General features: G+C 57.8%; 9 protein-coding genes and 2 pseudogenes. 4 read left to right on the top strand and 7 right to left on the bottom strand.

Annotation, left to right across the window (positions count from 1 at the left end):
- Positions 1-54: 54 nt before the first annotated feature.
- Positions 55-537, bottom strand: coding sequence for an acyl-CoA thioesterase (locus tag ACM6G4_RS09790; RefSeq protein WP_056726807.1), 483 nt, complete (start codon positions 535-537; stop codon positions 55-57).
- Positions 538-823: 286 nt separating this feature from the next.
- On the opposite strand from ACM6G4_RS09790, the gene ACM6G4_RS09785 reads away from it, so the two are divergent.
- Positions 824-2587 (top strand): cation:proton antiporter, encoded by a 1764-nt coding sequence (locus tag ACM6G4_RS09785; RefSeq protein ID WP_414913567.1) that lies wholly within the window; start codon positions 824-826, stop codon positions 2585-2587.
- 22 nt (positions 2588-2609) lie between these two features.
- Here ACM6G4_RS09785 and ACM6G4_RS09780 read toward each other — a convergent pair whose 3' ends face one another.
- The 4 genes and pseudogenes from ACM6G4_RS09780 to uvrD all read right to left on the bottom strand — a co-directional run bounded on the left by ACM6G4_RS09780 (position 2610) and on the right by uvrD (position 6586).
- Positions 2610-3017, bottom strand: coding sequence for an SMI1/KNR4 family protein (locus ACM6G4_RS09780; protein ID WP_019694340.1), 408 nt, complete (start codon positions 3015-3017; stop codon positions 2610-2612).
- Between the two features lie 138 nt (positions 3018-3155).
- A complete protein-coding gene (locus tag ACM6G4_RS09775; RefSeq protein ID WP_056726809.1) occupies positions 3156-4034 on the bottom strand; it encodes a Tim44 domain-containing protein in 879 nt (292 codons plus the stop codon).
- A gap of 209 nt (positions 4035-4243) precedes the next feature.
- Positions 4244-4381: pseudogene (locus ACM6G4_RS09770) on the bottom strand (EamA family transporter); the annotation flags it as partial.
- 21 nt (positions 4382-4402) lie between these two features.
- Entirely contained in the window at positions 4403-6586 is a 2184-nt protein-coding gene (uvrD, locus tag ACM6G4_RS09765) for a DNA helicase II (RefSeq protein ID WP_056726810.1), read from the bottom strand.
- 256 nt (positions 6587-6842) lie between these two features.
- Here uvrD and ACM6G4_RS09760 point away from each other — a divergent pair, with 256 nt between their 5' ends.
- Positions 6843-9713, top strand: a complete 2871-nt coding sequence (locus tag ACM6G4_RS09760; protein WP_414913566.1) for an EAL domain-containing protein — start codon at positions 6843-6845, stop codon at positions 9711-9713.
- 71 nt (positions 9714-9784) lie between these two features.
- Here ACM6G4_RS09760 and ACM6G4_RS09755 read toward each other — a convergent pair whose 3' ends face one another.
- Positions 9785-10114 (bottom strand): hypothetical protein, encoded by a 330-nt coding sequence (locus tag ACM6G4_RS09755; RefSeq protein WP_414913565.1) that lies wholly within the window; start codon positions 10112-10114, stop codon positions 9785-9787.
- A gap of 201 nt (positions 10115-10315) precedes the next feature.
- Between ACM6G4_RS09755 and ACM6G4_RS09750 the strand changes: the two are divergent.
- Positions 10316-10635 (top strand): annotated as a pseudogene (locus ACM6G4_RS09750) (transposase); the annotation flags it as partial.
- 246 nt (positions 10636-10881) lie between these two features.
- On the opposite strand, the gene ACM6G4_RS09745 reads toward ACM6G4_RS09750, so the two are convergent.
- Positions 10882-11190 (bottom strand): hypothetical protein, encoded by a 309-nt coding sequence (locus tag ACM6G4_RS09745; protein WP_414913564.1) that lies wholly within the window; start codon positions 11188-11190, stop codon positions 10882-10884.
- Between the two features lie 348 nt (positions 11191-11538).
- Here ACM6G4_RS09745 and hexR point away from each other — a divergent pair, with 348 nt between their 5' ends.
- Positions 11539-12405, top strand: coding sequence for a transcriptional regulator HexR (gene hexR, locus ACM6G4_RS09740; RefSeq protein ID WP_007954250.1), 867 nt, complete (start codon positions 11539-11541; stop codon positions 12403-12405).
- Positions 12406-12464: the final 59 nt, after the last annotated feature.

The following is a 12464-nucleotide window of genomic DNA, read 5'->3' as shown; positions in this document are numbered from 1 at the left end:
TACAAGGGAATGTGACCTACTTGTAGGAGCTGCCGCCGGCTGCGATCTTTAGCTTTAAGCGTCGCCCTTGATCTCCTGATAACGCTTTTCCAGCTCTTGACGAATCTGGCGACGCTGCTGAGCCTGGATGAAGCGGCGCTTGCTCTCGCTGTTGTCCGGTTGCAGCGGCGGTACCGATGCAGGTTTACGCTGGTCATCCACCGCAACCATGGTGAAGAAGCAACTGTTGGTGTGACGTACCGAGCGCTCGCGGATGTTCTCGGTCACCACTTTGATGCCCACCTCCATGGAGGTGTTGCCGGTGTAGTTGACCGAGGCGAGAAAAGTCACCAGTTCGCCGACATGGATCGGCTCGCGGAAAATGACCTGGTCCACCGACAGGGTCACCACATAGCGGCCGGCATAACGGCTGGCGCAGGCGTAGGCCACTTCGTCGAGGTATTTGAGCAGGGTGCCGCCGTGGACATTGCCAGAGAAGTTGGCCATGTCGGGGGTCATCAATACCGTCATCGACAGCTGGGCGTTTCCGGGTTCCATAGCATTCTCACGGGTCAAGGCCAGGTTTGAGGGATGCACCTCTGCGGGTGCCTCAGTGGCTTTTTCAAACCAACAGTTATCGGGACGCCGGGTGCAGGGTCGCCGTCACGCCGGATCGATCTGTTTCCATATATTGCACCGCCTTTCTGCCAGAAGTCGCGGTGTTACCCTGCAAAAAGCCCTGTCTCAAGGGCATTTCCTACGTGCAATTCCGATTTTTGTTCTGCTCGATCAGATATTTCCTGCGTCCGGGGATCGAGCAATGCCAGCCAGGGAGTCTCACGCCATGCATGCCATCAGTTTCATTCAGGATCTGGCAGTGATCATGTTGATCGCAGGTGTGGTCACCGTGGTCTTCCATCGCCTGAAACAACCGGTGGTGCTGGGATACATCGTCGCCGGGTTCATCATTGGCCCGCATACCCCGCCGTTCGGCCTGATCCATGACGAAGAAACCATCAAGACCCTTGCCGAACTCGGGGTGATATTCCTGATGTTCTGTCTGGGCCTGGAGTTCAGCCTGCGCAAGTTGTTCAAGGTCGGTGCCACGGCATTCATCGCGGCATTCCTGGAAATCGTGCTGATGATCTGGATCGGCTACGAGATCGGTCGCTGGTTCGACTGGAACACCATGGATTCACTGTTCCTCGGCGCGATCCTGGCGATTTCCTCGACCACCATCATCGTCAAGGCGCTCAATGATCTGAAGCTGAAGAACGAGCGGTTTGCCCAGTTGATATTCGGAGTGCTGATCGTCGAAGACATCCTGGGCATCGGCATCATCGCGCTGCTGTCCAGCATCGCGGTCAGCGGCACGGTCAGCTCCGGTGAAGTGTTTTCCACGGTCGGCAAGCTGTCGCTGTTCATGATCGTCGCGTTGGTCATCGGCATCCTGATGGTGCCGCGGTTGCTGGCCTACGTCGCCAGATTCGACAGCAACGAAATGCTGCTGATCACGGTGCTGGGCCTGTGTTTTGGCTTCTGCCTGCTGGTAGTCAAGCTTGAATACAGCATGGTCCTCGGGGCATTCCTGATCGGCGCGATCATGGCGGAATCCCGGCAACTGCTGAAAATTGAACGACTGATTGAACCGGTCCGCGATCTTTTCAGTGCGATTTTCTTCGTGGCCATCGGGCTGATGCTCGATCCGGCGATCCTGCTTCAGTACGCCTGGCCAATCGCTGTAATCACCGTAGCCGTGGTGCTTGGAAAGATGCTGTCCTGCGGCCTCGGTGCATTTATCGCCGGCAATGACGGACGCACTTCGCTGCGGGTCGGGATGGGTCTTTCTCAGATTGGCGAATTCTCTTTCATCATCGCGGCACTGGGCATGACGTTGCAGGTCACCAGTAACTTTCTGTACCCCGTGGCTGTGGCAGTTTCGGTGATCACGACCCTGCTGACGCCCTATCTGATCCGCGCGGCGGATCCATTGTCGATCAAGCTTGCCAGCGCCATGCCAGAGCGCCTGGGACGGGTGTTGGGGATGTATGGCGAATGGCTGCGCAGCATCCAGCCTCAGGGTGAGGGCGCGTTACTGGCATCCATGATTCGCAGGATTTTGCTGCAGGTGGGAGTCAATCTGGCGCTCGTGATCGCAATCTTCTTTTCGGGCGCGTACTTCGCCGAACGCATGTCGGCTTACCTGCAAGGCTGGATCAGTGATCCGAGCTGGCAAAAGGCGTTGATCTGGGGTGGGGCGCTGCTGTTATCGCTGCCTTTTTTGATTGCGGCGTACCGCAAGCTAAAGGCACTGTCGATGTTGCTGGCGGAAATGGGCGTGAAGCCGGAGATGGCCGGGCGCCATACGCAGCGAGTGCGCCGGGTAATCGCCGAAGTGATCCCGATCCTGTCGCTGCTGGTGATCTTTTTGCTGTTGGCAGCCTTGTCGGCCAGTATTCTGCCGACCAACAAGTTGCTGGTACTGATCGCCGTAGTCGCGGCCGCCGTGGCGGCGCTACTGTGGCGCTGGTTCATTCGCGTGCATACGCGGATGCAGGTGGCGTTGCTGGAAACCCTCGATAATCACAAGGAGTCGTCCGGGCATTGACCACCCAGCGGCGTTGACTGGATCAGCTTTCCAGCCAGACGTCCCGCGCCCAGTGCCATACCGATTCCCAGGTTTCTTCGGCGAGCAGCTCTTCTTCGGCCAACCACAGCACCACGGTGCCGTCTTCTTCGACCAGGTAGTAATTGTCACCGTCCTGGCAGATCGGAATCATGCTGCGATCGACCCCGGCGTCCCAAGCGTTGGCGGCAACGTCGGGCAGGTAAGTGTGGGATTGCGGGTCAGTCACGGTGACCGGTTCCAGGCTGCCGTATACCACGTCGCTGACGGTCAGCAGAAACTCTCTGAAGACGAACGGAATGTCGATGAACAGTTGTTCTTCGATTTCGACCAGCAGGTCTTCGTCGGGCAATTCCAAGGGGACCGGTACCGGTTCGTTGGCTTCACGCAGTTGTTCGATGATTTCTTCCACGTCCGGGATCCTCTTGCTTGTATGGCGCGGTTTATATGGGGCGGTTTATACAGTAGCTTGCTATAGATGCAACCGCGAAATAGAAAACCCCGGCCGAGGCCGGGGTTTTGTTTACTGCAAGTGAAGCGCTGGAGGGAATCAGCCGTTCTGGCGGATACCAGCTACCAGCCAAGGCTGGTTTTCGCCTTGTGCACGTTCCATGTTCCAGCTTTCGCTGAAGACTTCGCCCTGGTCGAAACGCGAGGTTTTCGACACGCCAGTGAAAGTCAGGGTGGCAATGGTCTTGTCGGCGCGATCGTCCACGCCGTCCAGTTGTACATTGAGGTTATCAATGTAGGTGGACTGGAAACCGTCGCCCAGGTCAGCACGCTCACGCTTGAGGAACTCCAGCATTTGCGGGGTCACGAACTCGGCGATCTTGTCCATTTCGTTGGCGTCCCAGTGCTGTTGCAGGGACTGGAAGTGATTGCGCGCCGCTTCGACGAAGTTTGTTTCGTTGAACCAGGCTGGTGCGTTGATCACCGGGCGAGCGGCAACAGGTGCTGCCGAGCCACCGAAGATTGAACCACCGGCGGGCTTTTGTTCGAACGCCTCACGTTGCATCGGCGCGTGGCCGGCCGGGGCGTACTGCTCCTGCTGCTTGCGACGACGGGCGGCGATAAAGCGGAAGACCAGGAACGCAATGACGGCCATGATCAGGATGTCGAAGATCTGCATGCCCTGGAAGCCGTCACCCATGAACATGGATGCCAGCAGGCCACCGGCCGCGATACCGGCGAGCGGGCCGAGCCAGCGCGAAGCGCCACCAGCCTTGGCGGCAGCGCCAGCGGCACCGGCAGCACCAGCGGTCGCCGCAGCGCCGCCCATGCCTGGAGAAGAAGGAGCCATCTGGCTGGTCTGGTGAGTCGGCGCAGCGCCTGCGCTTTTGCCACCACCGAAGCGCTTGGCGGCATTGACGTCGAGACTCATCGTCAGGCCGATGCACAACGCCATGGCGATGCTAAGAAAACGTTTCATAAAGGGAATTCCCATTTGTGGAAGGCACGCGCGCCATGTTGCACAGGTGAAGTGTTACTGGCTAGCGGCAGAGTGTTTCGGGCTTTTGCCTGACAGGTCGTGTTCAGCTCCAGTCAGTGCAATAAGGCCTTTTGACTTTGATCTGTCAGATGAGTGGACAGGGCTTGTAGGACGCTTGCCTGGCGTCGCAGGGAAACCAATGACACCGATGCGGGGAAATAGCAGATCCACGATGCACCGGTGGCAAGGCCCGACAACAGCAGGAACAGATAGCTCTGCGTAGAGATCGATCCCAATGATTGATATTGGCCCGTGGCGTACAAAATCAAGGCCAGGCTCGCTTCCACAGATAAACTGTCAGTGTGACCTTAAATAGCTTCCAGCTTGGCGTAACCCAGCATCAGCCACTTGCTGCCTTCGCTGAAGTTCACCTGCACCCGGGCCTGGGCCCCGGCGCCTTCGAAGTTGAGGATCACGCCATCGCCAAACACCGAGTGGCGTACGGTCTGGCCCAAGCTGAAGCCGGTCTGCGGAATCTCGCTGCCGCTGAACAGGTTGCTGCCACTCATCGACTGGTTGCCACCGAACGGGCGGCTGACGCTGTTGGACAGCCGCACCTCCTGAATCAGGCCTTTCGGAACTTCGCGTACGAAACGCGACACCTTGTTGTAGGTCTCGCTGCCATAGAGGCGTCGGGTCTCGGCATAGGTCATCACCAGGTTCTGCATGGCCCGGGTGATGCCTACGTAGGCCAGACGACGTTCTTCCTCAAGGCGGCCGGGTTCTTCCAGGCTCATCTTGTGCGGGAACAGGCCTTCTTCCATGCCCACCAGGAACACGTAAGGGAATTCCAGGCCTTTGGCGCTGTGCAGGGTCATCAACTGGATGCTGTCTTCGTGCTCGTCGGCCTGGGTGTCGCCGGCCTCCAGCGATGCGTGACCGAGGAACGCTGCCAATGGCGTCAGCTCTTCGTCTTCTTCGCTGTTTTCGAAATTGCGTGCGGCGCTGACCAGTTCCTCAAGGTTTTCTACCCGGGCCTGGCCTTTCTCGCCTTTTTCCGCTTCGTGATAGGCGATCAGCCCCGACTGCTCGATGACGGTCTGGGTCATCAGGTGCAGTGGCATTTCCATGCACTTGGCGGCGAGGTTCTCGATCAGCTCGATAAACGCGCCAAGGGCGCCGGCCGCACGACCGGTCAGGCCTTTGTTGGCCACCAGTTGGCGCATCGCTTCCCACATCGACACATCGCTGTGGCGCGCATGGTCGCGGATCGCTTCGACGGTTTTTTCTCCGATGCCACGGGCCGGCACGTTGATCACCCGTTCCAGCGCGGCGTCGTTGCCACGACCTTCAAGCAAGCGCAGGTAGGCCATGGCGTTCTTGATTTCGGCGCGTTCGAAGAAGCGCTGGCCGCCATAGATACGGTAGGGAATGCGCTCGCGCAGCAAGGCTTCTTCCAGAACCCGCGATTGGGCGTTGGAGCGGTACAAAATCGCGATATCGCTACGAGACAAGCCGGTTTTCAGCGCGCTTTCTATAGTTTCGACAACGTAGCGTGCTTCGTCGTGTTCGTTGAAGGCTGCGTACAGGTTGATCGCTTCGCCTTCGCCGCCGTCTGTCCACAGCTCTTTGCCCAGGCGTCCGGTGTTATTGGCGATCAGGGCGTTGGCAGCTTTCAGGATGCCGGCGGTGGAGCGATAGTTTTGCTCCAGGCGAATGGTTTCGGCGTCCGGGAAGTCTTCGGAATACTGGTAGATGTTCTCGATTTTCGCGCCGCGCCAGCCGTAGATCGACTGGTCATCGTCGCCTACGACCATCAGGCTGTCGCCACCCTTGGCCAGTAGGCGCAACCAGGCGTATTGCACGGCGTTGGTGTCCTGGAACTCGTCCACCAGGATGTGCCGGAAGCGCTTTTGATAGTGAGCGAGCAGGCCTGGGTGATCACGCCACAGATCGAGGGCGCGCAGCAGCAATTCGGAGAAGTCGATGACGCCGGCACGCAGGCAGGCGGCCTCGTAGGCTTCATAGATGCCGCGCATGGTCGCCAGGAACAGGTCGCCGCTGGCCTGGATGTGTTGCGGGCGCAGGCCTTCGTCTTTCTGGCCGTTGATGAACCATTGGGCCTGACGGGCCGGCCAGCGCTGTTCGTCCAGGCCGAGCTCGCGGATCACCCGCTTGACCAGCCGCTGCTGGTCATCGCTGTCGAGAATCTGGAAGGTCTGGCTTAGGCCCGCTTCCTGCCAGTGTGCCCGCAACAAGCGGTGCGCCAGGCCGTGGAAGGTGCCGACCCACATGCCGGCCGGGTTGATACCCATAAGCTGCTCGATGCGCTGGCGCATCTCGGCAGCGGCCTTGTTGGTGAAGGTCACCGACAGGATGGAGTGGGGCGAGGCGTTTTCGACCTGGATCAACCAGGCGATACGGTGCACCAGCACTCGGGTTTTACCGGAACCAGCACCGGCCAGGACCAACTGACGACCCACGGGGGCCGCTACGGCCTGACGTTGGGCATCGTTGAGGGAGTTCAGCAGAAGGGAGAGATCATCGCGCATCGGGGCATTCTAGGGGGCCGCGACACACCGGGCAAACCCCGCTTTGCTTTAACCGATGAAAGTTACGCGAAGGACGACTGGTCAGTCATCGGCTGCAGGCGTTGGCGGGGCGTGCCGTGAGCATTTTCAGCGGCATCGGCAGCCGAAAAATTTGGCGATTTATTGATCAGCAGCAGTTTGGTCCGGGCAATTGCTTGTGTATGCTCCGAGCAGTTTCGGGCACATGCTCATCATTATAAGAACAAGAACATCGCCTATGACCCTCAGCTTCGACCTGTCGGGCCCCACTGTGGAGCCTCGGGTGATCCGTAAACAGTACGCCATGGAAATGGCGGTCGAACGCACGCGCCTGTTGTATCAAGGCTCGCTGCTGCCCACGTTGTTCATGCTGATCAATGGCCTGGTCTGCGCCGGTTTGCTCTGGAGCCCGCAGCGCTATTTTCTGGTCAGTGTCTGGCTGGTGTGGTTGTTGTCGTTGGTGGCATTGCGGGTGATTCAGGTCGCAGCCTTCGACTCGGCCATTCCCAACCGTCAGGCCCATCCCATTTGGCGACGGATGTTTTTGCTGGGCTCCGGTCTCACCGGTCTGACGCTGGCAGGTGCCGGCATTGCCCTGGTTCCTGCCGATAACTTCATTCAGCAAGCCTGGGTCTTCGGCCTCATCGGTGCCGCGGCGCTCTCGGCCAGCGTGGCTTATGCGGTCAGCTTGCCGGCCTTTCTGTCATTCACCTTGCCCTGCCTGTTGCCAGCCATCGCCTATATGTTTTGGGGCGCTGACGAACAGCAGCAAGGTTGGGGCTGGTTCGGGCTGATCCTGCTCGGTGCGTTGAGCGTGGTTGCCTGGCAGGTGAATCGATTGATCGATCGGGGCTTGATGCGACGCTTTCAGAATCAGGCACTGATCGAGCATCTGCAGCAGGCGCAAAGCTGCAGTGATCAGCTCAATCAGAAGCTGGCCACTCAGATAGAGCAGCGCCGACGTGCCGAGGACGAGTTGCGAGAGATCCAGGTCGACCTGGAAAACCGAGTCGCTCAACGCAGCCTGGAACTGGACGCCGCCAACCAGGCGCTGAGCAAGAGTGAGGCGCGTCTGGCGCTGGCGTTGAAAGCCAGCGAATTGGGGTTGTGGGACTGGAATCTGCAAACCGACGAAGTCCATCACACACAGATTCAGGAATTGTTCGGCCTGGAGCCGGAACAGGTCACGGCGATACTGCGTCACCTCAAGCCGCGCCTTCACCCTGAGGATCTTCCTGGGCTGAAAAGGGCGCTGGTCGAGCATTTGAAGGGCCGCACCGAGGACTATCAAATCGAGTATCGCGTGCGGCATGGCGATGGCCACTGGGTCTGGATCGAGGACCGCGGGCGGGCAGTCGAGCGTGCCGACAACGGCCGGGTGATTCGCATGGTCGGCACTCGTCGCGATATCAGCGCCAGCAAAGGCCTGGAAGAGCAGCGGCAACTGGCGGCAACCGTATTCGAGGCGGCCAGCGAAGGGATCGTGATTTTCGATCCGAACTACGTCCTGATCGCGATCAATCAAGCCTTCAGTCAGGTGACCGGCTATGACATCGACGACATGATTGGACGCAATGTCGTTGAGTTGCCATGCAGTCGCGATGCACGTCGGCATTACGCCGCAATACATCAGGCGCTGGAGCAGCAAGGGAGTTGGCAGGGCGAACTGGTGGAGACCCGCAAGAACGGCGAGATGTATCCGCAATGGCTGCAACTGAATGCTGTGCGCGATACCCGGGGAAATGTAAGCCATATTGTGGGCTTCTTCGCCGATCTCTCGGCTCGCCGAGAATCCGAAGAGCGCATGCGCTATCTGACCCATTACGACGAACTTACCGGTCTGGCCAACCGCGCGATGTTTCGCGAGCGACTCAGCGAGGCTCATCAACGAGTGCGACAGGGCGGTTACCGCAGCCTGGCGTTGCTGCACATCAATCTCGACCGGTTCAAGCAACTCAATGACAGCCTGGGGCATGAAGTCGCCGACCAGTTGTTGCAGAAAATGGCCCGGCGACTGGTGAATGCATTGCCTGAAGCAGACACCATCGCACGCCTTTCCGGTGATGAGTTTGCCGTGCTGTTCAATTCCTACGGTAACCTTTCGAGCCTGGCCCGGGTGGCGACTCGTCTGGCGAACAAATTGCGTTTGCCGGTGACCATTGACGGGCATGAGCTGGTGGTCAGCGCGTCGATGGGCATCAGCCTGCTGCCGGACAGCGCGCGGGAAATATCGGCATTGGTCAGTCAGTCGAACATGGCGATGCAGCACGCCAAACATCTGGGTGGCGATAATTTTCAGTTTTACACCGACAGCTTGCAAGCCAGCACGCTGGAGCGTTTACAGTTGGAAAACCATCTGCGCAAAGCCATCGAAGACAAACAACTGAAGGTGTTTTACCAGCCGAAACTGTGCCTGGCCACTGGCCGATTGAATGCCGCCGAAGCCTTGGTACGTTGGGATCATCCGACCATGGGGCGCGTGCCGCCGGGGGATTTCATCGGCCTGGCTGAAGAAACCGGATTGATCGGCCCGATCGGTGAGTTCGTGCTGCGTCAGGCCTGCTGGCAAGCCTGTGAGTGGCAACGGCAGGGGCTGGAAGCGATACGGGTGTCGGTCAATCTGTCGGTGCATCAATTGCGCCAGGGCAAGCTGGTCAGCCTGGTGCGGCAGGTGCTGGAAGAGACCGGGCTGGCGCCGCAACTCCTGGAACTGGAACTCACCGAAAGCCAGTTGCTGGACAGCGTCGAGCACATCATCGCAACCTTCCAGCAATTGCGTGATCTCGGAGTGAAGCTGGCCATTGACGATTTTGGCACCGGTTACTCCTCCCTGAGCTATCTCAAGCGCATCCCGGTGGACTACGTGAAGATTGATCAGGCGTTTATCCGCGGGTTGGGAGAGGGTACCGGGGATGCGGCGATTACCCGGGCAATCATTGCCATGGCTCACGGCCTGAAGCTGAAGGTCGTGGCGGAAGGGGTGGAGCGGGAAGAACAGCTTGAGTTCCTGAAAGCCGAGCGCTGCGATGAAGTACAGGGCTATTTGATCAGCCGTCCAGTTGAGGCTGAGACGTTGGCGGGTTTACTGCGCACGCAAGCCGCAAGCTGAGACGGTGGCGTCCCGTCTATCAGGCAGACGAGGCTGCGGGACGCCTGAATTGCTGGAAGCAGTTTATGCTCTTACCAAGTAAACGTTATTTTATCAATATGGTGCAGCAACTTGCCTTCGTAGTAGATACTGACGCTGGTGAAATTGAAGTCGGAATTGGATTTCCCCCATACGTTATATCTAACACGTTTATCGGTTTCAACCTGCAGTGAAATTTCATTGGAACTTTCCAATTTAAGCTCCAGGCGCGGTTCACAGGGATTGTCCTGCAGTGCGGCCATTTCCAGCTTCGGTGTAATGCCAGTGTGGGCAACGGTTACGGTGCCATTGACGTTGAACGAAGCAGGGCCGGGAGGAAAACGGTCAATATGTGCGAACCAGTCTTTGGTTTTAATAGTCATGATAGGTAGCTCCTTTAAGTGATCTTTTTTGCTTCCTGCGGAATTAATATATCCAACCATGGTTTGTCACGCTTGAGTTAAGTTGGTTGGATTTGTAAGGCGGTGTGTGCAGCTATTGAATTGGTTCGGCAGCAGTGATCCGCCGACGAAACCACGATCTTCAACTTCCGTCGCCTGCTGGAAAAGCACTAGTTGGTGGCTTATGCCGGAGTGGAGAAACGCCCCGAGCATGAAGGTCGCCAGGTCATCTGGAAAATTGCCGCCCGGCGTAGCACCTACCAAAAACTGCGCAAGCGCAGCGTCCTGTACAAAGCCAGGCGCAAGATCGAAAAAGCCGAGGCGCAGGTAAGGGTGAAGGTCGAGCACCCGTTCCGGGTGATCAAGCGCCAGTTCGGTTATGTGAAGACAGGCTTTCGTGGCTGGCCAAGAACACCGCACAGCGGGTGACGCTGTTTGCACTGTCGAATCTTTGGATGGCCCGCCGACATTTACTGAGCCATGCAGTAGAGGTGCGCCTTTAGTGTGGGGAATAGCCGCCGCGAGGTGCTCGCGGCGGCTAAAAAACAGGGATGCGTGAGTGATCTCAGCGTTTTTTGGATCGATGCGTCACTTTCAAAATCGGCGGTGACCGAAGTCAGCCAGAAACACATCGCTACGTCAGACCATTCCCAAGAGAGTAGCGCGCCGAATGAATTATTATCGCAATCCCCACTCCCGTTATTCGTTGCTAGGCGGGAGGCCCGGTATTGCGTAAGAATGACAAGTTATTAGTCAGTTATTATTACTTTGTCAATGTGGTGCAATAATTCTCCGTTATAAAAAATTCCAACGCTGGTTACGGCGTGGATTCCGGGTACTTTGTATTCTACAACTCTGTCTGTTAAGACTGGCAAAATGCCTTTTTGATCCTCAAGGATCAGTTCCAGAGGCAGGAAGGGAGTGTCTTGTACCTGGCTTGGCACAAGCTTTGGCATAATGCCTGAGTCAGTAACGGTTACGGTACCAGACACTCGAAAATAAGTGGCGCCAGGCATACGGTTAATTTGTGCTGTCCAGTTTTTTGTTTGAATGCTCATTGTATTCAGTTCCTTTTGATTAGGTTGTTTTGCTCCTGCGAAATTAATGTAGCAAGGTTGAATGTTTTAATGGTGGTGTTTGTTGCTGGGCTATGTAAAGTTGTATGTTTGATTTTATTTGTTATTTTATTGTTATATGAACTTCCAGTGGCTGGAGCAGAAGCTGTCTTTTTCTCGTGGGCCTGATCGATCACTGGCTTGCATCTGTCGACGGGGGCTACATGAGGTGCCCGCGCGTGAAATCGAGGGATTCGGTAACGCATTGAGCAGGCAAAAAGCCGATTCATGTAGTATAACTACAAGCGTGCTACATCCCCGGCACCTGCCAATAACAAAGAGTCCAGCCCTTTGAATCTGCTGCAACACATCGCCCAGTCTCGCCACCTGTTACGCAAGTCGGAGCTCAAGGTCGCCGACCACGTGCTGCTCGATCCTGCGGCCGTGATGCACAGCTCCATGGCCGACCTGGCCCACAGCGTGGGCATCAGCGAACCGACCATCGTGCGTTTTTGCCGTGCCATCGGTTGTTCCGGCTTTCAGGACCTGAAGCTGAAGCTGGCCCAGAGTCTGGCGGCAGGTGCGAGTTTCGGCCAGTTTGCGATCCATGAGGATGACTCGGTCGCCGACTACAGCCTGAAAATCTTCGACACCACCCTGCATACGCTGATGGAGGTTCGCGAGAAGCTCGATCCGCTGGAGTTGCAGCGGGCGGTGACGCTGATGTCCCAGGCCCAGCGTGTGGAGTTCTACGGCTTTGGCGCCTCGGGTGCGGTCGCCGCGGACGCCCAGCACAAGTTCTTCCGCCTGCTGCTCACCGCTGCGGCGTATTCCGACCCGCACATGCAGGCGATGTCGGCCGTGACGCTCAAGCCAACCGACGTGGCGATCTGCATTTCCCAGTCCGGGCGCTCCAAGGACCTGCTGATCACCGCCAACCTGGTGCGCGAAAGCGGTGCCTCGTTAATCACCTTGTGCCCGAGCCAGACGCCGTTGGCTGAACTGTCTACGGTCAATCTGGCGATCGATGTGCATGAAGACACTGAAATCTATACGCCGCTGACTTCGCGTATCGCCCACCTGGTGGTGATCGACGTGCTGGCGATGGGCGTGGCCATGGCGCGTGGCCCGAGCCTGGTCAACCACCTCAAGAGCGTCAAGCGCAGCCTGCGCAGCTTGCGGCTGTCGCCCAAGTCGGTGAAAGCGCTTGACGACTAAGATCAAGGGATCGCAGCCTTCGGCAGCTCCTACAGGTATTCGCGTTCCTGCATAGGAGC

Source organism: Pseudomonas sp. IT-P258 (assembly GCF_949767825.1).
Taxonomy (GTDB): Bacteria; Pseudomonadota; Gammaproteobacteria; order Pseudomonadales; family Pseudomonadaceae; genus Aquipseudomonas; species Aquipseudomonas monachiensis.
This window is presented reverse-complemented; position numbering and strand designations above follow the sequence as displayed.

Excerpts from the sequence above, each read along its gene's own strand:
- ACM6G4_RS09755 (WP_414913565.1), bottom strand. The coding sequence starts at position 10,114 with ATGACTATTAAAACCAAAGACTGGTTCGCACATATTGACCGTTTTCCT.
- ACM6G4_RS09760 (WP_414913566.1), top strand. The coding sequence starts at position 6,843 with ATGACCCTCAGCTTCGACCTGTCGGGCCCCACTGTGGAGCCTCGGGTG.
- ACM6G4_RS09785 (WP_414913567.1), top strand. The coding sequence starts at position 824 with ATGCATGCCATCAGTTTCATTCAGGATCTGGCAGTGATCATGTTGATC.
- ACM6G4_RS09775 (WP_056726809.1), bottom strand. The coding sequence starts at position 4,034 with ATGAAACGTTTTCTTAGCATCGCCATGGCGTTGTGCATCGGCCTGACG.
- ACM6G4_RS09745 (WP_414913564.1), bottom strand. The coding sequence starts at position 11,190 with ATGAGCATTCAAACAAAAAACTGGACAGCACAAATTAACCGTATGCCT.
- ACM6G4_RS09790 (WP_056726807.1), bottom strand. The coding sequence starts at position 537 with ATGGAACCCGGAAACGCCCAGCTGTCGATGACGGTATTGATGACCCCC.
- uvrD (WP_056726810.1), bottom strand. The coding sequence starts at position 6,586 with ATGCGCGATGATCTCTCCCTTCTGCTGAACTCCCTCAACGATGCCCAA.